18 protein-coding genes and 1 other RNA gene are annotated in these 23,504 nt (G+C 67.3%); 10 read left to right on the top strand and 9 right to left on the bottom strand.

All coding sequences use genetic code 11. The features are described 5' to 3' along the window. Positions 1-166 precede the first annotated feature (166 nt). Together ACQVBX_RS06630 and ACQVBX_RS06625 are read right to left on the bottom strand one after the other, a co-directional pair. Positions 167-3,346, bottom strand: a complete 3,180-nt coding sequence (locus ACQVBX_RS06630; protein ID WP_431637313.1) for a multidrug efflux RND transporter permease subunit — start codon at positions 3,344-3,346, stop codon at positions 167-169. Between the two features lie 12 nt (positions 3,347-3,358). Further along, positions 3,359-4,567, bottom strand: coding sequence for an efflux RND transporter periplasmic adaptor subunit (locus ACQVBX_RS06625; RefSeq protein ID WP_431637311.1), 1,209 nt, complete (start codon positions 4,565-4,567; stop codon positions 3,359-3,361). Between the two features lie 513 nt (positions 4,568-5,080). On the opposite strand from ACQVBX_RS06625, the gene ACQVBX_RS06620 reads away from it, so the two are divergent. The 4 genes from ACQVBX_RS06620 (at position 5,081) to ACQVBX_RS06605 (ending at position 12,659) form a co-directional block, all read left to right on the top strand. Further along, complete coding sequence (locus ACQVBX_RS06620; protein WP_431637309.1) at positions 5,081-10,003, top strand: NAD-glutamate dehydrogenase; 4,923 nt, start codon at positions 5,081-5,083, stop codon at positions 10,001-10,003. An 86-nt stretch (positions 10,004-10,089) separates the two neighbouring features. Further along, positions 10,090-10,851 carry an NAD kinase gene (locus ACQVBX_RS06615; RefSeq protein WP_431637307.1) on the top strand — a complete coding sequence of 254 codons (762 nt, stop codon included), beginning with the start codon at positions 10,090-10,092 and terminating at the stop codon, positions 10,849-10,851. Positions 10,852-10,936: 85 nt separating this feature from the next. Continuing rightward, positions 10,937-11,860, top strand: a complete 924-nt coding sequence (locus tag ACQVBX_RS06610) for a 5'-nucleotidase (protein WP_431637305.1) — start codon at positions 10,937-10,939, stop codon at positions 11,858-11,860. A 67-nt stretch (positions 11,861-11,927) separates the two neighbouring features. Continuing rightward, positions 11,928-12,659 (top strand): sulfite exporter TauE/SafE family protein, encoded by a 732-nt coding sequence (locus ACQVBX_RS06605; protein WP_431637304.1) that lies wholly within the window; start codon positions 11,928-11,930, stop codon positions 12,657-12,659. A gap of 40 nt (positions 12,660-12,699) precedes the next feature. Here the strand turns inward: ACQVBX_RS06605 and ACQVBX_RS06600 are convergent, their stop codons facing one another. The 4 genes from ACQVBX_RS06600 to smpB form a co-directional block, all read right to left on the bottom strand. Beyond that, complete coding sequence (locus ACQVBX_RS06600; protein ID WP_431637302.1) at positions 12,700-13,578, bottom strand: aldo/keto reductase; 879 nt, start codon at positions 13,576-13,578, stop codon at positions 12,700-12,702. Positions 13,579-13,639: 61 nt separating this feature from the next. Continuing rightward, positions 13,640-14,515 carry a DMT family transporter gene (locus ACQVBX_RS06595; protein WP_431637301.1) on the bottom strand — a complete coding sequence of 292 codons (876 nt, stop codon included), beginning with the start codon at positions 14,513-14,515 and terminating at the stop codon, positions 13,640-13,642. Between the two features lie 140 nt (positions 14,516-14,655). Next, positions 14,656-15,010, bottom strand: a transfer-messenger RNA (tmRNA) gene (gene ssrA, locus ACQVBX_RS06590). Between the two features lie 108 nt (positions 15,011-15,118). Next, complete coding sequence (gene smpB, locus ACQVBX_RS06585) at positions 15,119-15,610, bottom strand: SsrA-binding protein SmpB (protein ID WP_431637300.1); 492 nt, start codon at positions 15,608-15,610, stop codon at positions 15,119-15,121. Positions 15,611-15,694: 84 nt separating this feature from the next. Here smpB and ACQVBX_RS06580 point away from each other — a divergent pair, with 84 nt between their 5' ends. After that, positions 15,695-16,126 carry a type II toxin-antitoxin system RatA family toxin gene (locus ACQVBX_RS06580; RefSeq protein ID WP_431637299.1) on the top strand — a complete coding sequence of 144 codons (432 nt, stop codon included), beginning with the start codon at positions 15,695-15,697 and terminating at the stop codon, positions 16,124-16,126. After that, entirely contained in the window at positions 16,119-16,412 is a 294-nt protein-coding gene (locus tag ACQVBX_RS06575; protein WP_431637297.1) for an RnfH family protein, read from the top strand. The genes ACQVBX_RS06580 and ACQVBX_RS06575 overlap by 8 nt, the downstream gene beginning before the upstream one ends. Positions 16,413-16,436: 24 nt before the next feature. On the opposite strand, the gene ACQVBX_RS06570 is transcribed toward ACQVBX_RS06575, so the two are convergent. Continuing rightward, the gene (locus ACQVBX_RS06570; RefSeq protein WP_431637295.1) at positions 16,437-16,880 is read right to left on the bottom strand and encodes an outer membrane protein assembly factor BamE; all 444 of its coding nucleotides are present in this window, start codon (positions 16,878-16,880) and stop codon (positions 16,437-16,439) included. Positions 16,881-16,954: 74 nt separating this feature from the next. Between ACQVBX_RS06570 and fur the strand changes: the two genes are divergently transcribed. Next, on the top strand, positions 16,955-17,371 hold the full coding sequence (fur, locus tag ACQVBX_RS06565) for a ferric iron uptake transcriptional regulator (protein WP_431637293.1): 417 nt from the start codon (positions 16,955-16,957) through the stop codon (positions 17,369-17,371). Between the two features lie 290 nt (positions 17,372-17,661). Here fur and ACQVBX_RS06560 read toward each other — a convergent pair whose 3' ends face one another. Beyond that, complete coding sequence (locus ACQVBX_RS06560; RefSeq protein WP_431637292.1) at positions 17,662-19,272, bottom strand: MASE1 domain-containing sensor histidine kinase; 1,611 nt, start codon at positions 19,270-19,272, stop codon at positions 17,662-17,664. A 66-nt stretch (positions 19,273-19,338) separates the two neighbouring features. Here ACQVBX_RS06560 and ACQVBX_RS06555 point away from each other — a divergent pair, with 66 nt between their 5' ends. After that, positions 19,339-19,974 (top strand): response regulator transcription factor, encoded by a 636-nt coding sequence (locus tag ACQVBX_RS06555; protein ID WP_404635326.1) that lies wholly within the window; start codon positions 19,339-19,341, stop codon positions 19,972-19,974. Position 19,975: 1 nt separating this feature from the next. Here the strand turns inward: ACQVBX_RS06555 and recN are convergent, their stop codons facing one another. Beyond that, on the bottom strand, positions 19,976-21,649 hold the full coding sequence (gene recN / locus ACQVBX_RS06550; protein ID WP_431637289.1) for a DNA repair protein RecN: 1,674 nt from the start codon (positions 21,647-21,649) through the stop codon (positions 19,976-19,978). 150 nt (positions 21,650-21,799) lie between these two features. On the opposite strand from recN, the gene hrcA reads away from it, so the two are divergent. Further along, positions 21,800-22,861, top strand: coding sequence for a heat-inducible transcriptional repressor HrcA (gene hrcA, locus ACQVBX_RS06545; protein ID WP_431637288.1), 1,062 nt, complete (start codon positions 21,800-21,802; stop codon positions 22,859-22,861). An 81-nt stretch (positions 22,862-22,942) separates the two neighbouring features. Continuing rightward, positions 22,943-23,479 (top strand): nucleotide exchange factor GrpE, encoded by a 537-nt coding sequence (gene grpE / locus ACQVBX_RS06540; RefSeq protein WP_431637287.1) that lies wholly within the window; start codon positions 22,943-22,945, stop codon positions 23,477-23,479. The last annotated feature ends 25 nt before the right edge of the window (positions 23,480-23,504 follow it).

The following is a 23,504-nucleotide window of genomic DNA, read 5'->3' as shown; positions in this document are numbered from 1 at the left end:
GCGAATGGTGATCGCCTGGGCAGAGACCGGCCTGCGCTGATAATCGGGCCATCCCTGTAGGAGCGCACCTTGTGCGCGACGCTCTTCGTCACGTGACACGAGGCATTCGCGTACAGGGTGCGCCTACGAAAGAAAAAGCCCCGGCGTGAGCCGGGGCCTTTTTTATTCACACTCCCCGCCGCGGGTCGGAGTCGAACGGCTGCATGCCGCGGTGGCTTTGTGTCGGCTTGTCCGACTCGGGACCGTCGAGCTTGTCGCCGAGCAGGCGGCGCACCACCACGTAGAACACCGGGATCAGCAGCAGGCCGAGGAAGGTGGCGAACATCATGCCGCCGATCACGCCGGTGCCGATGGCGTGGCGCGAGTTGGCGCCGGCACCGGTGGAAATGGCCAGCGGCAGTACGCCCAGGATGAACGCCATCGAGGTCATCAGGATCGGGCGCAGGCGCAGACGGGAGGCTTCGATCACGCCCTCGCGCAGGCTCTTGCCCTCGGCCTGTTTCTCCACCGCGAACTCCACGATCAGGATCGCGTTCTTCGCGGCCAGGCCGATCACCGTGATCAGGCCGATCTTGAAGTAGATGTCGTTCGGCAGGCCGCGCAGCATCGAGAACACCACCGTGCCGAGCAGGCCCAGCGGCACCACCAGCAGCACCGCCACCGGGATCGACCAGCTCTCGTACAGCGCCGCCAGGCACAGGAACACGATCACGATGGACAGCACCATCAGCAGCGTGGCCGAGTTGCCCGAGAGGATTTCCTGGTAGGACTGGCCGGTCCAGTCGTAGCCGAAGCCCTTGGGTAGGTCGTCGTTGACGATTTTCTCCATCTCGGCCATCGCCTGGCCGGTGGAGTAACCCTGCGCCGCATTGCCCACGATCTCCACCGCCGAGTAGCCGTTGTAGCGGGCCAGCGCCGGTGAGGCGAGGCTCCACTTCGCGTTGACCACGCTGGAGATCGGAATCATCTGCGGGCTGCCGTCGCTGGCCGTCTGCGAGCTGGGCGTGTAGATGTGCTGCAGCGCGTCCGGACCCATGCGGTAGGCCTGGTCGGCCTGCATCAGCACGCGCTTCACGCGGCCGGCGTAGGCGAAGTCGTTGACGTACACCGGCGCCAGGGTGAGCTGGATGGCGTTGTAGATATCGCTCACCGACAGGCCCAGCGACTGCGCCTGCACGCGGTCCACCTTCAGCTGCAGGGCCGGGGCGTCTTCCAGCGCCTGCGGGCGGATGCCCATCAGCTTGTCGTTCTGCGCGGCCTTGCCCAGCAGGGTGTTGCGCGCCTTGGTCAGCTCGCTGCGATCCTGGCCGGCACGTGCCTGCAGCCACATGTCGATGCCGCCGAACTGGCTCAGGCCGCGGATGGTCGGTAGGTTCACCACGAAGATCTGCGCGTCGCGGATGCCGTGCAGCATGCCGTTGGCCTTGCCGATGAACTGGTCGGCCGTGACGTCGCGCTTGGCCCAGTCCTTCAGGCGGATGAAGGTCATGCCGGTGTTTTCGCCGGCGCCGACGAAGCTGAAGCCGGAGATCTGGAACATGCCTTCGACGGCCGGGTCCTTGATCAGCCGGGCGCGCACTTCCTTCATCACGTGCTGGGTGCGCTCCACCGAGGCGCCGGGCGGCAGCGACACGATGGCCAGTGCGAAGCCCTGGTCTTCGCTGGGCACGAAGCTGGTGGGCATGCGCGTGAACAGCACGCCGCACAGCACGCAGATCGCCGCAAACACCATCATCCAGCGCGGCGCATGGCTGATCGCGCTGCCAATGTGGCCGCTGTAGATCCGGGTGACGCGGTCGAAGATGCGGTTGAAGCCGCGGTAGACAAAGTTCTTCTTGTGCTCGTGCTCGGGCTTGAGAATGCTCGCGCACAGCGCCGGGGTGAACGACAGCGCCAGCAGCGCCGAGAAGCCCATCGACACCGCGATGGTGAGCGCGAACTGCTTGTAGATCACGCCCGACGCGCCGGGCTGCAGTGCCGAGGGCACGAACACCGCCGCCAGCACCACGGTGATCGCCACAATGGCGCCGGTGATCTGGCCCATCGCCTTGCGCGTGGCTTCCTTCGGCGACAGACCTTCCTCGGTCATGATGCGCTCGACGTTCTCGATCACCACGATCGCGTCGTCCACCACGATGCCGATCGCCAGCACCATGCCGAACAGGGTCAGCTGGTTGATCGTGAAGCCCAGCGGCAGCAGGCCCAGGAAGGTGCCCAGCAGGGCTACCGGAATCACCAGCGTGGGGATGATGGTGGCGCGGAAGTTCTGCAGGAAGATCAGCATCACCAGGAAGACGAGGATCATCGCCTCGATCAGCGTGTGCATCACCTCTTCGATGGAGATCCTCACGAACGGCGTGCTGTCATACGGCACGAACCAGCTCACGCCCTGCGGGAAGCTCTTGGCCAGCTCGGTCATCTTCGATCGCACGGCGGTGGCCACGTCCAGCGCGTTGGCGCCGGGCAGCAACTGCACGCCGAAGGCGCCCGCTTCCTTGCCGTTGTACTGCGCGTGGAAGCCGTAGTTCTGCGGGCCGAAGGCGATGCGCGCCACGTCGCTGAGCTTGACCGTGGTGCCGTCGCTGTTGGCGCGCAGGATGATGTTGCCGAACTCCTCGGGCGTGGAGAAACGCCCCTCGGCCGACACCGTGGCGCTGAAGCCCTGGCCGGCCGGCGCCGGGTCGGCGCCGAGCGAGCCGGCGGCGAACTGCACGTTCTGCGCCTTGATCGCCGCGAGCACCTGCGTGGCCGATAGGTTGTAGCCGTGCAGCTTGTCCGGGTTGAGCCAGATGCGCATGGCGTACTCGGAGCCGATCTGGCGGATCGAGCCCACGCCGGAGATGCGCGACACCTGGTCGAGCACCTGCGAGGAGACGATGTCGTTCAGGCGCGCACCGTCGATTGCCGGGTTGTCCGAGGTGAGCGCCACGAACATCAGGAAGTCGGGGTTGGCCTTGGCCACCACCACGCCCTGCTGGGTGACTTCCGAGGGAAGCCGCGGCGTGGCCAGCGACACTTTGTTCTGCACCTGCACCTGGGCGATGTCCGGGTCGGTGCCGGTCTCGAAGGTGAGGGTGACGGTGGCCGAGCCGTTGGCGCTGGACGAGGAGCTGAAATACAGCAGGTGATCGATGCCGGTGAGCTGCTGCTCGATCACCTGGGTGACGGTCTTTTCGGTGGTGTCGGCGCTGGCGCCCGGATAGCTGGCGCTCACCGTCACCTGGGGCGGTGCGATGTTCGGGTAGGACTCGATACCCATGTTCAGCACCGCGAGCGTGCCGCCCAGGGTGATGAGGATCGCCACCACCCACGCAAAGATTGGGCGGTCGATGAAGAAACTCGGCATGGTCGCGCTCCGTTACTGCTTGCCGGCAGGCGCCTGGCCTGCCGTGGCGGATGACTTCGCCTGAGCGGCGGCGGAGGAGGGGCCTGTCTCGTTCTGCTTCCACGGCTCGGCCTTCGCCGGCGCGCCCTCTTTGACGGTCTGCAGGCCGGAGACGATCACCTGGTCGCTGGCCGCCAGGCCATCGGTGACGATCCAGTTGTTGCCGCTGACCTGGTCGGCGGTGACGTTCTTGCGCACCACCTTGCCGTCCTTGCCGACCACCATCACGTAGGCGCTGGCGGTATCGCGCTGCAGTGCCGGCTGCGGCACCTCGAACACCTTGTGCTGTTCACCCAGCTGCGCCTTCAGCGTCACGTACATACCCGGCAGCAGGCGATGCTCCGGGTTGGGCACCTTGGCGCGCAGGTCCACCGAGCCGGTGGCCGGGTTCACCGTGGTGTCGGAGAAGTCGACCGTGCCCGGCTGGTCGTAGGCGCGGCCATCCGGCAGCGTCACGGCGACGCTGGCGCGGTTGTCGGCGGCCAGGGTCACGTTGCCGGCGGCCTGGGCGCTGCGCATCTGGTCCAGCTCGCTGACGCCGAGGGTGAAGTTCACGTACAGCGGATCGATCTGGTCGACTGTGGTGAGCAGCGTCGCCTCACCCTGTCCAACCAGCGCGCCTTCGGTCACCTGCTGCTTGCCGGCGCGACCGTCGATGGGCGAGGTGACGTCGGCATAGCCCAGGTTGATGCGCGCCGTCTGCACGTTGGCCTGGGCCTGCTGCACGCTGGCCGCGGCGGTGCGCTCGGCGGCCAGCGCATTGTCCAGGTCGGACTTGGACACGTAGCCCTTGGGCGCCAGCTCGCGCACGCGGTCGGCGGCGACCTTCGCATTGGTGTAGCTCGCCCGCGCCTGTGCCAGGTTGGCCTGGCTGGCGGCGAGCAGGGCCTTCAGCGGCGCCGGGTCGATCTGGAACAGCAGCTGGCCCTTCTTCACATCCGAGCCTTCCTCGTACGTGCGCTTGAGCAGCACACCGGAGACCCGTGCGCGCACGTCGGCGCTGCGGTACGGGGAGAGCCGGCCGACGAGGTCCTTGGACAGCGGCAGGCTCTGCGGATGCACAGTGACCACGCCCACCGTGGGCGGCGGCGGTGCGGCCTGCTGCTTGTCCTTGCCTCCGCAGGCGGCCAAAGCCAGCAGGCCCAGGCACAGCAGGGGTGTGCGCAATGAAGAGGGGCTCATGAAAACTCCATAGCTTGCGTGATCGGGGAATGGGGTGCGCCATGCCGCCTCGCCGGCGTCCCGAGGGGCGCAGGTGCAGATCGGGTCGAGCAGATTTGAGTTCCGCGGCGGCAGGCGGATGCACGCGCATCGCCAGCGGGTCACCGGCGCGGATGATCGCGACACTATACCCGGCAGTTCACAATTTGTCCTGTCACCGGCGCCATTCGGCACGGCGGCTTTTCGCACTTGCAACAACTCCGCGGATGTGTGCAGCGCCGTCGACCGTCACCGCCCTGGTACGTCGCCACGCCTGCATCGTGTGGCATCGGTGTCGGTTTCCTTCGCCGGAACGCCGGTGCACTTGGCGAATTCTTATTGCGTTGCAGCGTGAGCAATCGAGCGCGCATCGGCCGATTTCCATGCGCCACAGCATGGCCGCAAACCGCGCCGCGCGGTGGATTCGCTCGGTGGCGAAGCGTATCCTTCGCAGGCTTTTTGTTCCCCCTCTGCCTCCACTGAACAGTAGAAGCCATGAATGCGATCCGCGCGGCCGAAAATGTCTCTCTCGCAGCAGCTGTAGCCGAAGAAATCAGCAAAAAGGATTTGCCCGACCAGCGCCTCCAGGAGGCGCAATTTTTTATCCGCGCTTTTTTCGCCCGTCTTGCAGCGGGTGACGAGTCGCTGCACTCGCCGGCCGAGTGGGCCGCGCTGGTGCTCGACCTGCTCGACTTCCTGCGGCAGCGCCAGCCCGGCCGCGCCGCGGTACGCGTGATCAACCCGGAAAGCGGCCATGACGGCCGCAGCGTGGTGGAGGTGGCGACCGACGACACGCCGTTCCTGGTCGACACGGTCAGCATGATCCTGTCTGCCGAGCTGCAGATCCATGCCGTGATCCATCCGGTGGTGAAGGTGCGCCGCGACGACGCCGGCCGCATGCTGGCGCTTGGCGAGGACAGCGCGGCTGCCGAATCGGTGATGCATTTCGAGATCGATCGTCTGGCCGATGGGCAAGCGCAGGAGGCGCTCAAGGCGCGTATCGAGACGGCGCTGGACGACGTGCGCCTGGCCGTGCGCGACTGGGCCGCCATGCGCGACAAGGCGCTGGCCATCGCCGCGGATCTGCCCTCGCGCGCCGGGCTGCCGACGACGGCCGCCACCGAGTCGAGCGAGTTCCTGCGCTGGCTGGCAGACGACAACTTCACCTTCCTAGGTTTTCGCGAGTACGAAGTGCGCCAGGGTGAGGCGGGCGAGGTGCTGCAGTCGGTGGAAGGTTCCGGGCTGGGCATTCTTGCCGGCAACGAGCGCTCGCTCGCACCGCGCTCGCTGAGCTCGCTGGGCCGCACCGATGCTGCCCGCACCGGCACGATCGAGCCGGTGATCCTAACCAAGACCAACGCGCGCTCGCAGGTGCACCGCCCGGGCCACATGGACTACGTCGGTGTGCTGCGTTTCGACGCCAGCGGCAAGCCGGTGGCCGAGCAGCGCTTCCTCGGCCTGTTCTCTTCCAACGCCTACATGGCTCGCCCGCAGGATGTGCCGCTGGTGCGCGAGAAGGTGGAAGCCGTGCTGGGCCGCTCCGGCCTCAAGCGCGACTCCTATTCCGGCAAGTCGCTGCGCCACATCCTGGAGACGCTGCCCCGCGAAGAGCTGTTTCAGTCCAACGAGGATGAGCTCTATCAGGCGGTGACCGGCATCCTGGAGCTGCGCCAGCGCGCGCATACGCGCCTGTTCGTGCGTCGCGACCGCTACGGGCGCTTCTTCACCTGCATGGTGTTCGTGCCGCGCGAGCGCTTCAACACCACGGTGCGCGAGCGGATCGAGGGCCTGCTGCGTGATGCGCTGCACGGCGAAGAGCTCGATTCGGCCGTGCAGATGGGCGAGGCCGCCCTGGCGCGCCTGCACGTGGTGGTGCGTCCGCGCGTGGGCGAACAGGTCGCCTACGACGTGCACTCGCTGGAAGAGGGCGTGGCCCGCATCGTGCGCAACTGGCAGGACGAGGTGCGTGATCTGCTGGTGCGCAAGCTCGGCGCCCACCAGGGCGTGGTGCTCGCCAACCGTTATGCCCGTGCGATGCCGCCGGGCTACATCGACGAAGTGGCGCCGGCGGTGGCGGCGTCCGACATCGAGGCGCTCTCCAGCCTGGATGCCGACGACGCGATCCGCATGTCGCTGTACCGGCACGAAGACGGCTCGTTGCGCTTCAAGGTGATCCACTTCGGCGAGCCGATTCCGCTCTCCGAGGCGCTGCCGATGCTGGAGAACATGGGTGTGCGCATGCTCGCCGAGCATGTCTACAGCCTGGAGAACAAGGATCACCCGCTCACCGTGCACGACTTCGAGCTCAAGCCCAAGCAACCGCTGAGCTTCGAGCTGGAACACGTGCGCGACCGCTTCGAACGCGCCTTCGAGGCGCTGTGGCGCGGCCAGGCCGAGAGCGACGGCTTCAACAACCTGGTGCTGTTCGCCCAGGCCGACTGGCGTCAGATCGCCATGCTGCGCGGCTACTGCAAGTACCTGCAGCAGGTGGGTATCGCGTTCTCGCAGACCTACATGGAAGCCACGCTCAACCGCTATCCGGCGATCGCCGGTGTGCTGATCGAGCTGTTCCACGCCAAGTTCGATCCGCGCCGCGAGCAGCTGTCCGCCGACGAGCTGGCCCGCGCCGGCGAGGATCTGCGCCGCGAGATGCTGGCGCTGATCCCCGAGGCCACGCGCAACGTGCGACCGGAGCTGGTCGATGGCATGGTCGCCTGCCTGGCCAAGCCCCGCGCCGAGCAGGTGCAGGTGCTGACCGAGGCGCTGCGCACCCTGCTCGACGACGTGGCGAGCCTGGATGACGAGCGCATCGTCAAGAGCTATCTCGACGTGATGGGCGCCACGCTGCGCACCAGCTACTTCCAGCTGTGGGACGGCAAGCATCGCCCGTACATCAGCTTCAAGTTCGACTCGCACCGCGTGCCCGACGCGCCCAAGCCGGTGCCGTACCGCGAGATCTTCGTGTACTCGCCGCGGGTAGAGGGCGTGCACCTGCGCTTCGGCCCGGTGGCGCGCGGCGGCCTGCGCTGGTCCGACCGTCGCGAGGATTTCCGCACCGAGGTGCTGGGCTTGGTGAAGGCGCAGATGGTGAAGAACACCGTGATCGTGCCGGTCGGCTCGAAGGGCGGCTTCTACGTGAAGAACCCGCCCGAGGGTGGCGACCGCGACGCGCAGCAGGCCGAGGGCATCGCCTGCTACCGGCTGTTCATCGCCGGCCTGCTCGACATCACCGACAACCTGGTCGAGGGCAAGGTGGTGCCGCCGCACGACGTGGTGCGTCACGATCAGGACGATCCGTACCTGGTGGTGGCCGCCGACAAGGGCACGGCCACGTTCTCCGACATCGCCAATGCGATCTCGGTGGCGCACGGTTTCTGGCTGGGCGACGCGTTCGCCTCGGGCGGCTCCAACGGCTACGACCACAAGGCGATGGGCATCACCGCCAAGGGTGCGTGGGAGTCGGTCAAGCGCCACTTCCGCGCGCTGGGTCGCGACTCGCAGACGCAGGATTTCACCTGCGTGGGCATCGGCGATATGTCCGGCGACGTGTTCGGCAACGGCATGCTGCTGTCGCGCCACATCAAGCTGGTAGCGGCGTTCGACCATCGTCACGTGTTCCTCGATCCGACGCCGGACGTGGAGCGCTCCTTCATCGAGCGCGAGCGCATGTTCAAGCTGCCGCGTTCGAGCTGGGAGGACTACGACAAGGCGCTGATCTCCGCCGGTGGCGGCGTGTATCCGCGCAGCGCCAAGTCGATCCCGATCTCGCCGGAAGTGCGTGCCGTGCTCGGCATCAAAGGCGACGTCACCCAGCTGGCGCCGACCGAGCTGCTCAGCGCCATCCTCAAGGCGCCGGTCGACCTGCTGTGGAACGGCGGCATCGGCACTTACGTCAAGGCATCGAGTGAAACCCATGCCGACGTGGGCGACCGCGCCAACAACGCGCTGCGCGTCAACGGCGCGGAGCTGCGCTGCAAGGTGGTGGGCGAGGGCGGCAACCTGGGCATGACCCAGAAGGGCCGTATCGAGGCCGCGCAGCACGGCGTGCTGCTCAACACCGACTTCATCGACAACTCCGCCGGCGTGGACACCTCCGACCACGAGGTGAACATCAAGATCCTGCTCGGCGACGCCGTGCAGCGCGGCGAGCTCACCGACGAGGCGCGCAACGAACAGCTGCGCGTGATGACCGACGAGGTCGGCCAGCTGGTGCTGTGGGACAACTATCGCCAGAACCAGGCGATTACGCTGATGGAGCACCAGTCGATCAAGCGCATCGGCTCGATGGCGCACTTCATCCGCACGCTGGAAGGCGAGGGCCTGCTCGACCGCCAGGTGGAAAACCTGCCCAGCGACGCGGAACTGACCGAGCGCAAGGCGCGCGGCCAGGGCCTGACCCGGCCGGAACTCTCCGTGCTGCTGTCGTACGACAAGATCAAGCTGTTCCAGCAGCTGCTCGAGTCGGACGTGCCGGAAGATCCCTACCTGTCCAAGGAGCTGGTGCGCTACTTCCCCGAGCCGCTGCACGAGAAGTACGCCGAGCACATGCAGCGCCATCGCCTGAAGCGCGAGATCATCGCCACCGCGGTGACCAACTCGACGATCAACCGCATGGGCGCCACCTTCATGATGCGCATGCAGGAGGACACCGGCCAGGGCCCGGCGGCGATCGCCAAGGCCTACACGGCAGCCCGCGAGATCCTCGACGCCCGCGAGCTGTGGGCGCAGATCGAAGGGCTGGACAGCCAGGTGGCCGAGAACACCCAGATCGACGCGATCCTGCAGATCTGGAACCTGCTGCGCCACATGACCCGCTGGCTGCTCAACCGTCCGGGCGGCACGCTGGACATCGCCGCCAACGTAGAGCGCTACCAGAGCCACGTCAGCGAACTGCGCAAGGCCTTGCCGGCGGCGCTCACCGACACCGGTCGGGGCGACTTCGAGTGCAGCCAGGAAAAGTGGGAAGGCCTGGGCCTGCCTACCGAGCTGGCGGTGCGGCTGGCGCGGCTGTCCGAACTGCGGGCGGCGCTGGACATGGTGGAGGTGGCCCAGCAGAGCGGGGCACCGATCGCCACGGTCGCCACCGTGTTCTACGAACTGGGCGAGGCACTCGACCTGGAATGGCTGCGCGACCAGATCGAGGCGTTGCCGGTGGAAGGTCACTGGCACGCGCAGGCGCGCGGCTCGCTGCTGGATGAGCTCAACCATCAGCATCGCGCGCTGGCCTTGCAGGTGCTGGCGCTGTGCGGCGAACAGGCCGACCGCTCGCCGGTGCAGGCGTGGCTGGAGCGCGACGATGCCACGCTCAAGTACACCCGCACCATGCTGGCGGAGATCCTCACGCAGAACGCGGATTATCCGATCGCTTCGGTGGCGGTGCGCCGGCTGGCCCAGCTTGCGCAGGTGCCGGTGGGTTGAGTAACGCTTTGCATGAGGCCGCGCCGTCGCGAGACGGCGCGGCCCTCCTGTAAGCTCGGCGGACCTTCCCGGTGGCCGCCCCGTCCATGCGATTTGCCTTTGTCGCCAGCGAGACCCCCGTCGCCCAGCAGGCGCGACGCAAGCTGACCGAGCAGTACGGCGATGAGCCGGTGGCGCAGGCCGAGGTGATAGTGGCGCTGGGCGGCGACGGCTTCATGCTGCGTACGCTGCATGCCTACCGCGACCTGCAGCTGCCGGTCTACGGCATGAAGCTGGGGCGGGTGGGTTTTCTCATGAACAAGCACCGGCTCGATGATCTGGCCGGGCGCATTGCTCTGGCCCACGTCGCCACGCTGTATCCGCTGGAAATGCACACCACCAACGCCGACGGCGAGGTGGCCTCGGCGATCGCCTTCAACGAGGTGTCGCTGTTGCGCCAGAGCAACCAGGCCGCGCATCTGGAGGTGAAGCTCAACGACACGGTGAAGCTCGCCAACCTGGTGTGCGACGGGATCCTGGTGTCCACGCCGGCCGGCTCCACGGCGTACAACCTGTCCGCCCACGGACCGATCCTGCCGCTGGACGCCAACGTGCTCGCGCTGACCCCGATCAGCCCGTTCCGCCCGCGCCGCTGGCGCGGCGCAATCCTGCCGCATCTGACCGAGGTGGGGCTTCGGGTGCTCGATCCGGGCAAGCGTCCGGTCAGTGCCACGGCGGATTTCCACGAGGTGCGCCACGTGCGCGAGGTGCGCATCCGGCAGTCGCGCGACCACGGCGTGCAGTTGCTGTTCGACCCGGAGCACAACCTGGAGCAGCGCATTCTCGACGAGCAGTTTGCCGCGGATTGAGCGTCACTCGGCAGCGCACCGCTCAACGCGAGTGATACGCCCATCTGCACCACGCAAGCCGCGCCGGTTGCGCTAGATTGATCCCATGTCCCGAACCACCGCCCACGATCCTTCCTCCTCCAGCGACAACCGTCTGGTGGTGGCCATTTCCTCGCGCGCGCTGTTCGACCTCGGCGACAGCCACGAGCTGTTCGAGCGCGACGGCCTGGATGCGTATCGCAGCTTCCAGATCGAGCATGAGGAGGAGATCCTCAAGCCGGGCGTGGCCTTTCCGCTCGTGCAGAAGCTGCTTGGCCTCAACAAGCTGGCCGGCGACGTGCCGCCGGTGGAGGTGATCCTGCTGTCGCGCAACTCGGGTGACACGGGGCTGCGCATCTTCAACGCCATCCAGCACTACGGGCTGCAGATCAGTCGTGCGGCGTTCACCAGCGGCGCGCCGACCTCCGACTACATCGCCCCGTTCAAGGCCGACCTGTTTCTGTCCGCCAACGCCGAAGACGTCGGTCGCGCGTTGGCGGCAGGGGTCGCGGCGGCGACGATCCTGCCCAGCACGGCGCCGCCGCGGGCCAGCGAGCAACTGCGTATCGCCTTCGACGGCGATGCGGTGATCTTCGGCGACGAGGGTGAGCGGGTATCGCGCGAGGAGGGCCTGGATGCGTTCCACCGCAGCGAACATGCGCGTGCCGCCGAGCCGCTTTCGGTGGGGCCGTTCCGCGGTTTCCTCACCGCCGTGCACCGCCTGCAGGCGGCGTTCCCGGCCGAGAACTCGCCAATCCGCACGGCGTTGGTCACCGCGCGCTCGGCGCCGGCGCACAAGCGGGTGATCCTCACGCTGCGTAAGTGGGGCGTGCGCATCGACGAGGCATTGTTCCTCGGCGGTCGCGACAAGGGGCCATTCCTGGACGCCTTCGGCGCCGACATCTTCTTCGACGATTCGCCGGCCAACGTGGAATCCGCGCGCAAGCACGTGGCGACCGGCCACGTGCCGCACGGGGTCAGCAACCGGTGATACCCGCGCGCCGCGGCGAGCGGCATGGCATCTCCGATGGCGTCGGAGCGCACGAGCGGGAGCCGTAGTGCTCAGCACGGTCCTGATCATTCTTTTCGTCGCGACGCTGGTGCGCTCGGCGTTCGGCTTCGGCGAGGCGCTGGTCGCGGTGCCGCTGCTCGCCTTCATCATGCCGGTGGACCAGGCCGCACCGATCGCGGTGCTCGTGTCGATCACCGTGGCCGTCGTCGCCATCATCCAGGACTGGCGTCATATCCAACTGCGCAGTGCGATGCGCCTCGTCGCGGCGACGGCGGTGGGGACGCCGATCGGCCTGTGGGCGCTGCGCGACCTGGACGGCCCGTGGATGAAGATGGCGCTTGGTGTCGTCGTCGCCGCGTTCTCGGGATTCTCCCTGCTGCGCCGGCGGCGGCAGAGTCTGGGCAATGACCGCCATGCCTGGGCGTTCGGCCTCGGCGCGGGCGTGCTCGGCGGAGCCTACGGCATGAACGGGCCGCCGCTGGTGGCGTATGGCGCGCTGCGCGGCTGGTCGCCACGACAGTTCCGGGCCACGCTGCAGGGCTATTTCCTGCCGGCCAGCCTGATGGCCGCGGTCGGTTACGCATGGGCCGGGCTGTGGACACCGGCGGTGACGCATCGCTACCTGCAGGCGCTGCCGGTGCTGGCCCTGGCCATTCCGCTCGGGCGCTGGATCAACCGGCGGCTCAGCGCCGAGGTGTTCGTCCGCTGCGTCCACGTCGGCCTGCTCGGCGTCGGCCTGTTGTTGGTGGTGCAGTCGCTGCGGTGGCTTGGCCGCTGAGCCTGCGCGCGGTGGCCGGGCCACCTGATACGCGATGCAGTCAGGGAACCGGATGGCCCTGGCTGGCGGTCCAGATCGCGTACCAGTCTTCGGCCTCCAGCGGCAGCGAGAGCGCGGCCACGGCCTCGGCGAGGCCCTCGATGCGGCCGGTGCCGGTGATCGGATGGGGCTGGGACGGATGGCGAAGCACCCAGGCATAGGCCAGCGTGGCGAGGCTGACGCCGAGTCGTGCCGCGATCGCGCCCATCTCCTCGCGGACCCGCACGGCGCGTGGCTCCTCGCCGCTGAACAGCCGGCCGCCGGCCAGCGGTGACCAGACCATCGGGCGCAGGCCCAGCGCCTGGGCCTGGTCGAGCGTGCCGTCGTCGAGTGCGTCCAGTGCCAGTGGCGAGAGTTCGATCTGGTTGGTTGCCAGCGGGTAGTGGCGATGCAGCAATTCGAACTGGCTGGCGCGGTGGTTGGACACGCCCCAGTGGAGAACCTTGCCTTCGGCGGTCAGCGTGCGGAACGTCTCCGCGAGCGCGGCCGCATCCATCAAGTAATCCGGTCGGTGGATCAGCACCAGATCGAGCTGGTCGGTGTGCAGGTTGACCAGTGAGCGCTCGACCTGCGCGCGCACGTAGGCGGCCGACGTGTCGTAGTGATTGAGCCGGTAGGGCCGGTCGGCAGAGCGCAGCCGGATGCCGCATTTGCTCACCAGCTGCATGCGCCGGCGCAGGCCAGGCGCAGCCTTCAGGGCCTCGCCGAACAGGGCCTCGGCGCGGTAGTCGCCGTAGATGTCCGCGTGGTCGAAGCTGCTGATGCCCAGCTCCATGGCCTGTTCGATCCAACGCACGCGGCCGGGGACGTCGAGCTGCCATTCGGTGAGCCGCCACAGCCCGGCGACGATAGGAGAGAGCTCGAGACGGGACGGAGTCATGGCGTTCGCGTGCGGGAGGGTGGGGCAGTCTGCCAACCGGCACAGCCGGCGACAAGCGCACTCACACCAGCTTCTGCCGACGCCACCACGGGGTGACCTGCCCCTCGCGCACCAGGGTAAACAGGCCGGCACCGAGGATCAGCGCAATGCCGACCAGCATCGGCCAGTCCAGCCGGTCACCGAACAGCCAGTAACCGAAGCCGATCGCCCACAGCATCTGGCTGTACTGGGTCGGCGCGATGCGATTGGCCGGAGCGAGCAGGGTGGCCAGCATGAGCAGCACACCGGCCAGCCCCTGCATCAGGCCATAGCCCAGGAGCAGCAGCCAGGCGTGCCGGTCTGGCCAGACGAAGTGCGGCAGCATCAGCAGTCCGCCGATCAGCAGCGGGCCCACCACGCCGGCGCCGTACAGGCTGATGCGCTTTTCGTGCTGCCCGGCCAGCCGCATCGCCACCATCGACACCGCGCCGGACAGACCGCACAGGATGGCCGCAACGTGCCCCAGGCCCAACGCCCGAAAGCCCGGACGCAGCACCACCAGCACGCCGACGAAGCCGATCACCACGGCTGTCCATCGCCGCCAGCCGACGTGCTCCTTGAGGAACACCACCGAGAGCAGGGTGACGAAGATCGGCATCAGGAAGATCAGCGCGAAGGTCTCCGCCATCGGCAGCAGGGTGAAGGCCACCACCGCGGCGATATTGCACACCGCGCCGGTGACCGCACGCACCCACCACAGACCGGGACGATTGGCGATCACCACGTCGCGCAGTCGATCGCCGGGCGAGCGAATGAAGGGCAGGGCGCCGAGGCACAGCAAGGCGCCGAAGAACACCGTTTCGTAGGCCGGCAGAGCCCCGTGCAGTGACTTCACACAGGCATCGCTGATGGCATAAGCCGCGTAGCAGGCAAAACCCAGAATGACGCCCTTGCGCATGAAAGTCCTGCATCGAGAAAAAACGCGGCCGCCCATTGTCCCACGACGCGCACCATCGCTGGCCCGCCGTAGGGGCACTGGCGACATTCCCGGTGTCCAGGCAGAAAAAAGCCCGGCTGGGAAACCAGCCGGGCTTGGATTGGTGGAGGTGGCGGGAGTCGAACCCGCGTCCGAAGGTGTTCAACGCCTGAATCTACATGCGTAGCTCAACGTTCCATCTCGTTCCGCGACAAGCACGATGAGCAAAGCGCACCGCGAAACCAGCCTGCTTGATTTGACCTAGGACCGACAGGCGGCAGTCTTTGGCGATCCCGTGATAATGACCCTACACCGACGAGCACGAGCACAAGTGGGTTCGGGGCTTACGCCTTAAGCGGCGAGAGCGTAGTTGTCGTCGTTGGCAACTATAAGTTTGCTGCTGGATTAACGAGGAAAGCGGCCCCCTCGGCATGCATCAAGCCATCTCACTACCCCCGTCGAAGCCAGGACACCCCCGGGGAAACTTGTGATAGCCGACGAAGTATATGGTGCCGGCTTTGCACACATCAATGAAGCCATCGCGCCAGCCGCGATCGAGCGCACCTGCGGTTCAGCCGGGAAGCGTCAGCCGTGGCGATTGTGCGCGTTCATCGTGCGCTGCTTCTCGCGCTGCCAGTCGCGCTCCTTCTCGGTATCGCGCTTGTCGTGTTCCTGCTTGCCGCGGGCCACGCCGACTTCGACCTTCACCTTGTTGCCCTTCCAATACATCGCGGTAGGGACGATGGTGTAGCCCTTGCGTTCCACCGCGCCGATCAACTGGTCGATCTCGTGCTTGTGCAACAGCAGCTTGCGGGTGCGCCGATCCTCGGCAATGACGTGGGTGGAGGCGCTGATCAGCGGCGGGATCGATGCGCCGTGCAGGAAGATCTCGCCATCACGGATCATCGCGAAGCTCTCGCCGAAGTTGATCCGCCCGGCGCGCAGGGCCTTGAGCTCCCAGCCCTGCAATGCCACGCCGGCCTCGTAGCGCTGGTCGATGTGATACTCGAAGCGCGCGCGCTTGTTCAGCGCGATGGTGCCGCCGCCCTTGGTGTCCTTGTCCTTGTTCTTGGCCATGTCCGCTAGACTTCCGGGCGCTTGCCCTGTGCCGGCTTGGCCGCATATCGGGCCGTACCTGGATGTTTTCTTGAAGAGGCTACCGTGATCGAGATTCGCCGCAGCGCGCTCGTGCCGTATACGCCCGTGCAGATGTTCGATCTGGTCAACGATGTCGAAGCATACCCAAAGCGCTTTGCCTGGTGTTCCGGGTCGCACGTCTCCGAGCGCGGGGAGAACATGCTGGTGGCGCGGCTCGATCTCAAGCTTGCCTCGTTCAACCAGAGCTTCACGACGCGCAACACCCTCGATCGGCCCCATCGCCTGCAAATGAGCCTCTTCGACGGTCCCTTCCGGTCCCTCGAAGGGCTGTGGACTTTCACCGCCCTGGGCGACAGTGGCTGCAAGATCGCCTTCGCCCTGGACATCGACTACGCAGGCTGGCTCGGCGCCAGCGCCATCAAACTGGGTTTCCAGGGCCTGGCCAGCCGTATGGTCGAGGACTTCAGCCGCGAGGCGAAGCGCACCTATGGTTGAGCCGCAGGGCCACATCGAAGTGGAGATCGTGTGGCCGCGGCCGGAGGGGCTGCGCCACTGGCGGCTGCGCCTGCCAGCCGGTTCGACCGCCGGCGCCGCGCTGGCCGCTATCGCGCAGGACGAATATGGATTGCAGGATTTGCTCGAAGGGCAGCCGCTGGGGATCTTCGCCCGCCGTGTCGAGCCCGGCCAGGTGCTGCAAGAGGGAGATCGCCTGGAAATCTACCGGCCGTTGCAGCTCGACCCGAAGGAAGCGCGCCGCCGTCGCGCGACGCGCACTCGCTGAGGGCGACCGCCCGGCCTCAGCCGTTTATTCGCCTGCCGGCTTGTCCCCGGTTCCCGCATCGGTCGAACCACCGCTCTTGTCGCCGCGGGTCTCGTCGACCGGATAGTTCACCTTGTACTTCTTGGTGTCGTTGAGCAGCTGCTGGGCGTCCTGGGCGAAGAAGTCGCCTTCGGTGCGTACCAGCGTGTCGTTGTTGAAGGTGAGGGTGAACGTGCGGATCTTGATCTCGCCGCCGCGGTGCTGCTGGGTGGACACGTAATCCCACCGGTTCTGGTCGAACGGGCTGGCGACCGAGGGCGAGCCCATCAGCACGATCACCTGGCGCTTGGTCATGCCCGGCTTGAGCTGCGCAACCGCTTCCTTGGTGAGGATGTTGCCCTGCTGCACGTCGGGGGTATACACAAGGCGACAACTGGCCAGGGACAGCGCCAGCGTGGCGAAACCCAGCGTGCGAATCAGCTTTTGCATGCGTGTTGCGTCCCGAACGTAAAGGTGACGGATGATACACTAACGGTCTTGGGGTACCGCGCGTGGAGCTTGCAATGGATCAGGAAACCAAGGAGCTGCGCAAGGCAGGACTCAAGGTCACGCACCCGCGCATGCGCATCCTGCAGATCTTCGAGGAGGAGGGCATTCACCACCTCTCCGCCGAAGACATCTATCGAAAACTGCTCGCCTCCCAAGAAGACATCGGGCTGGCTACCGTCTACCGCGTGCTGACCCAGTTCGAGGCAGCCGGCATCCTGATGAAGCACAACTTCGAGGGCGGTCAGGCGGTCTATGAGCTCGATCGCGGCAAGCATCACGACCACATGATCGATGTGGACAGCGGAAAGGTGGTCGAGTTCGTCAGCGAGGAGATCGAGCGGCTGCAGAAGGAGATCGCCGCCAAGCACGGCTATGAGATCGTGGATCACAGCCTCGTGCTTTACGTCCGGCCCAAGGCTGGCCGGAAGTAACCGTCAGAAGCCGGCAGGGCGGCCCGCCTACCGGAGTCCAGACGAAAAAAAGCCGCAGGAGGACTCCTGTCCACCTACGGCTTATCCGTTACCTGGTGGCGTCCGGATCGGAGGCGAATTGCTCGCGCTGACCCGAAACGCCGTTGGTACCGGCCGAGCAGCAATCCTTGCCACCCTTCGAAGCCACCGTCCCCACGGTGACTTCGGCACGCCATCTTGCAATGGCGGCTCCCCCACATCGATGGATCGATCGTAACGAAGGCTTCACGAACCGTGTATCGGAAAAATTCCTAGGCGGTACGGGTGGCGAGGGCCGGCTTGGTGGCGAGAGCGTTGTTGCCCCGCAGCAAAATCCGCAGGTGAACCCCGGCGGGCGCCTGCCTCAGGCGGAACAGCCCGCCCAGGGACGTCACCCGGTCGCGCATGCCCTGCAGGCCACGGCCCCCGCGCGGCACGGTGCCGGGCAGCCCGATGCCGTCGTCGCGGATGTCCAGCAGGGCCAGCGGGGTGCCGTGGCGTTCGCCGATGCGCAGCCGCAGCCGGAAATGACTGGCCTGCGCGTGTTTGACGGTGTTCGTCGCACTTTCCTGCACCAGGCGGTAGATCGCCGTGCGCGTGTCGTCGTCGAGCAGCCGTGGGTCGCCGTACATGTCCGTTACGTAGACGATGCCAGCCGCATCGAGCAGGTCGCGGATCGGGCCTTCCTCCAGCGCACGGAGCAGGCCGAACTCATCCAGTACTGCCGGGCGCAGGTCGTCCAGGAGGCGGTGCAGGGCGCGCCGCATATGCCCCAGGATCGCGTTGACCGAGTGGCCGACGTCCTCCATGCCCACCGCCTGCAGGCGCCCCTGCGCCAGTTTGATGTGGGTCTGGATGGCGGTGATGTTCTGTCCCAGCTCGTCATGCAGCTCGGCGGCCATGTAGCGCCGCTGGCTCTCTTCGGCTTGCAGGTTGCCGCGGGCGGCGTCGCGCAGCTGGCGCGCCAGCTGATCGAGCCGCCGGTTCACTGCCGCCAGATAGACGTTCTGTTCGGCGACCCGTTCGCTGCTGCGCCGCAAGGCGTCGGTGGCCGAGCCGAGCATCAGGGCGCCCGTGCCGGCCACTGCCAGGAACAGGTAGCCCGACGCACTGGGCATTGGCTGGCGGACCACGTGGTCCACCAAGCTCATACCCATGCTGGTGGTGATCATCGCCAGGCTGGCGCCGCGCCAGCCGTGGCGGAAGGCGAAGAACATCACCGGCGCCAGCGACAGCACGCGGGCGAACTGGGGCTGCGGGGAGGCGTGCTCGGACAGCATCAGCAGGATCGCCATCGACGGCAGCATCACCAGCAGACCGTCCATGATCAGGTTGGCCAGCATGCGGCGGTTGGGGCGGGAGCGCGCCAGCATGATCATCAACGGGACGACCAGCAGCACGCCGAGGTAGTTGCTCAGCAGGTCCAGCCCAAGCGCCTCGACCATGGGCGTGGAGGGCGTGGTCTGATGCATCAGTGCCAGCAGGGCGGCATCGATGGCAGTGGTGGCGGTCACGATCAGCACCGCCGACAGCAGCAGGCGCGTCACGTCTTCGGGGACGCGCAGGCTCGGGTGCAGGTTGGCCTTGCGCAGCAGCCACAAGCCGGTAGCCACGATCAGCGGGTCCGGCAGATCCCCGAGCAGGAAACCCAGCCAGCCCAACCGGGCATCCTGGTGGATTTCCAGCACCGCACTGGCGCCCAGTTCCAGGCCGAGCAGCCAGGGCCACTGCCGGACCGGCGTCAGCAGCAGGGCGCCGAAGCGCAGCCCGAAAGGGAGCATCCAGTACGGTTGTTCGGTGGGCCACAGAGCCAGCCAGGCGAGCAGGTAGCACACGCCCAGGAACGGGCCGGAGGTGAGTAAACGGGTGGTCTGGGTCCGCATCGGCGCATGGTACATGTGCCATGCTTTGTGGGGTCGCGGAGGCCGCATGGCGGTCGAGGGAGAGGCATGTACAGCATCGTTCTGGTGGATGACCACGCCATCGTGCGCGAGGGATTCAAGCGCTTGATCGAGATGGAGCCGGATCTGGAAGTGGTCGCCGAATGCCGTTGCGCCGATGACGCGGTCGACGCCATCAACCGGCGTTCACCGGATCTGGTAGCGCTGGACCTTTCGCTGCCGGACGGCAGCGGATTGCCGTTGATCGAACACTTGCTGAGCGTGTCGCCGTCCAGCCGCATCGTGGTGCTGAGCATGCATGACGGCGAACCATACGTATCGGAAGCGCTGCGCCGCGGCGCGAGCGGTTACGTGACCAAGGGGGTGGCGCCGGAGGAACTGGTGGCCGGACTGCGCGCCGTGATGAACGGCGAGTGCTATCTCAGCTCCGACCTGCGTCGGCGCCGCGCCGAGCGTCCGGCCGAAGCGCTCGATCCCATCCAGCGCCTGACCGCCCGCGAGCGCGAGGTGTTTTTGCTGTTGGCCGCGGGCCGGGCGCCCAAGCAGGTGGCCGCTGAACTGGGCATCGGCCAGAAGACCGTCTACATCCACCGCGCCAGCCTGATGGGCAAGCTTGGCGCCGGCTCGGAACTGGATCTCTACCGTATGGCTGCCGAGCGCGGCCTGCTGGAAGGGCCGGGCTGAGTCAGTCCGCCTGCGCGCGCTCGAGCATCTGTTTGGCGTGGGCGCGGGTGGCCTGGGTGATCTCCACACCACCCAGCATGCGCGCCAGCTCGGCCCGCCGCCCGGCCGCGTCCAGCGTCTCGATGCGGGTATGGGTGGACGCCTCGTCGCTGTGTTTGCTCACCCGCAGGTGCGCGTGACCCTGGGCGGCCACCTGCGGCAGGTGGGTCACACACAGCACCTGTCGCGTTGCGCCGAGGGCGCGCAGTTTCTGCCCGACCACCTCGGCCACGGCGCCGCCGATACCGGTGTCGACCTCGTCGAAGACCATGGTGCCCACGCTGTCCTTGCCGAGCGTAGCCACCTCGATGGCCAGGCTGATGCGGGCCAGCTCGCCGCCGGAGGCCACCTTGCGCAGGGGGCGCGGCGGCTGCCCGGGGTTGGCGCTTACCAGTAGCTCGCAGCGCTCGCGTCCCTGCGGATCCGGTTCGTCGCTGGCCGCGGCCTCCAGCTCGATTCGCAGCACGCCTCCGGCCATGCCCAGCTCACCCATCAGGGCGCTCACTTCGTTGCCGAGTCGTTCGGCGGCTGCCAGACGCTGCCGGCTCAGTTGTTCCGCCGCCGTGGCGTATTCGCCCTGCAGCCGCGCCTGTTTCGTGGCCAGTGCTTCGAGCGCCTCGCCGGCGTCTTCCAGCTCGGCCAGTTCCTCGCGCATCGCCTGCAGTTTGTCGTGCAGTTCGGCCGGTGGCAGTCGGTGGCGTCGGCCGAGCTCGTGCAGGCGGGTGAGGTGGGCATCGACCTGGGCGAAGCGTTCCGGGTCCAGGTCCACGTCCTGCGCGTAGCGCGCCAGGTCGTCCGAGGCTTCGCCGAGCTGGATGCCGGCATTGTCGACCAGCTCCAGCAGCGGGTTGAGCCGCTCGTCCAGCGCAGCCAGCCGGGTCAGCTCCGCATGCGCGCGGCTGAGCGCCCGGCGCAGGGCGAACTCGCTGTCGCCGTCGATCAGCTCGACCACGCCGGAGGCGCCTTCGGCCAGCCGTCCGGCGTTGGCCAGGCGCTTGTGCGAGGTCTCCAGTTCGGCCAGCTCGGCAGCCGGCAGCGCCCACTTTTCCAGCTCGCCCACTTCATGGCGCAGCAGTTCCAGGCGACGATCGCGATCGTCGCCGCCGCTCAGTGCGCGGATGCGGGCGCCCAGTTCGCGCCACTGGCTGGCCAGCTCGCGGACCTGCGCAAGGGTGTCCTCGTGGCCGGCGTAGGCGTCCAGCAGCGTCATCTGGTGGGCGCGCGAGAGCAGCGCCTGGTGCTCGTGCTGGCCGTGGATTTCCACCAGCAGGGTGGCCAGCTCGCCGAGCTGGCTGGCGTTGGCGGGGCGGCCATTGATCCAGGCGCGCGAGCTGCCCTCGGTGCGGATCACCCGCCGGAGCTGGCAGGCGCCCTCGTCGTCCAGTTCCTCGCGCTGCAGCCAGGCGCGCGCCTCGGGCAGGTCGCCCAGATCGAACTCCGCAGCCAGTTCCGCACGGTCGCTGCCGGCACGCACCATGCCGCTGTCGGCGCGCGACCCGGCCAGCAGCATCAAGGCATCGACCAGCAGCGACTTGCCCGCGCCGGTCTCTCCGCTGACCACGGTCAGGCCCGGGCCGAAGGTGATCTCGGCTTCTTCAACGACGGCGAAATGGCGGACGTAAAGCGAGGTGAGCATGGCGACCGGGGTGTCTGGCTGAAGCGGAGATTGTAGGGAGCGCGACCTGTGCCGGCGAGGCCTTGCCGTGCACCGGGCGCGCTGCGTGTCCGCTTGCAAAGCGGCGCGCCACACCTTATTTGTTGCCTGTCTCACGGATTGCCACAGCGCATGCCTCTTCTCCACGGTCACGAACTCGATGCACGCGCCCGTCGCCTGCTGCGCACGCTTATCGCGCAGTACCTGGCCGATGGCGAACCGGTGGGCTCGCGTACGTTGTCGCGCTCTTCCGGGCTGGACGTGAGCCCGGCCACCATCCGCAACATCATGGCCGATCTGGAAGAGGCCGGGCTGGTGGTATCGCCACATACCTCGGCCGGGCGCATTCCCACACCGCGCGGCCTGCGCCTGTTCGTCGACAGCCTGATCGAACTGCAGCCGCTGGCCCGCGACGACATGGCGCGGCTCAAGCTGGAGCTGCCGCCGCAACCCTCGACCACTCGGGATCTGCTTGGCAACGTGTCCTCGCTGCTGTCTGCGATGACGCACTTCGCCGGCGTGGTCAGCGTGCCGCGACAGGGCGACTTTCCCCTTCGTCACATCGATTTCGTGGCGCTGCCGGACGCCCAGGTGCTGGTAGTGCTGGTGTTCTCCGACAACCAGGTGCAGAACCGCATCATCCGGCTGGCCAAGCCGCTGGACACGCGTGAGCTGGAGCAGGCGGCCAACTATCTCAACACCCACTTTGCCGGGCTGCGGCTGGATGACATCCGCGCCCACCTGCTGCGCGAGATCCGCGAGGCCGGCAGTGAGCTCAACCGCCTGCTGGCCAGCTCGGTGGAGCTGGCTGCAGCCTCGTTCGCGCCGCACGCCGAGGGGGAGGACGTGCTGGTCAGCGGCCAGACCAACCTCATGGCGTACTCCGAGCTGGCGGATCTGGACCGCCTGCGCGAGCTGTTCGAGGCCTTCCAGAAAAAGAACGAACTGCTCCAGCTGATGGAGGTGTGCGCCCGGGCTCCGGGCGTGCGCCTGTTCATTGGCGAAGAATCGGGCTTTACCGCGCTGGACGGCTGCAGCGTGGTCACGGCGAGCTACGGCGCGCAGGGCAGGGTGCTGGGAGCGATCGGCGTGATCGGCCCGACCCGGATGGCCTACGAACGGGTCATTCCCGTGGTGCAGGCCACGGCCGGATTGCTCAGCGACGCCTTGAATCGGGCGGCAACGACCCTATAACCGCCGCGGGAGGCGGGATTCCCCGCGCATATCGATGGTCGGCAAACCTTGCCGGCCCGGGTTTTCTGTTGGAGTGGATGTATGCAGAACAACGATCCGCAGGCGCCGGAACGGGGCCAGGAACATGCTCAGTCGCAGGAAGGCACTTCCGGCGACGTGGCGGCCAGCTTGCAGGCGCGCATCGCCGAGCTGGAGGCCAGCAATACCGAGTTGCGCGAGACGATGCTGCGCGAGCGGGCGGACCTGGAAAACCAGCGCCGCCGCCTGCAGCGGGATCTGGATCAGGCGCGCCGGTTCGCCAATGAGAAACTGCTCAACGACCTGCTGCCGGTGTACGACAGCCTGGAGCGCGGTCTGGCGGTGGAAGGCGGCGACGTCGCGGCGATCCGTGAGGGCATCAGCCTCACGCTGAAGGCCCTGCTCAAGGTGGCCGAGAGCAACGGCATGGTGCAGGTCGATCCGGTCGGCCAGCCACTCGATCCGGAGCGGCATCACGCCGTGAGCATGGTCGCAGCGCCGGGCCAGGCGCCGGGCACCGTGGTCAGCGTGCTGCAGAAGGGCTACGTGCTCAACGACCGCCTGCTGCGACCGGCCCTGGTCGCCGTGGCGCAGGACTGACCGCGCGATCGACGGCAACGCACAC

It is taken from the genome of Dyella thailandensis (assembly GCF_050749815.1).
Taxonomy (GTDB): domain Bacteria; phylum Pseudomonadota; class Gammaproteobacteria; order Xanthomonadales; family Rhodanobacteraceae; genus Dyella_A.
Note: the sequence above shows the minus strand (reverse complement) of the source record. Positions and strands in the feature narration are given on the sequence as shown.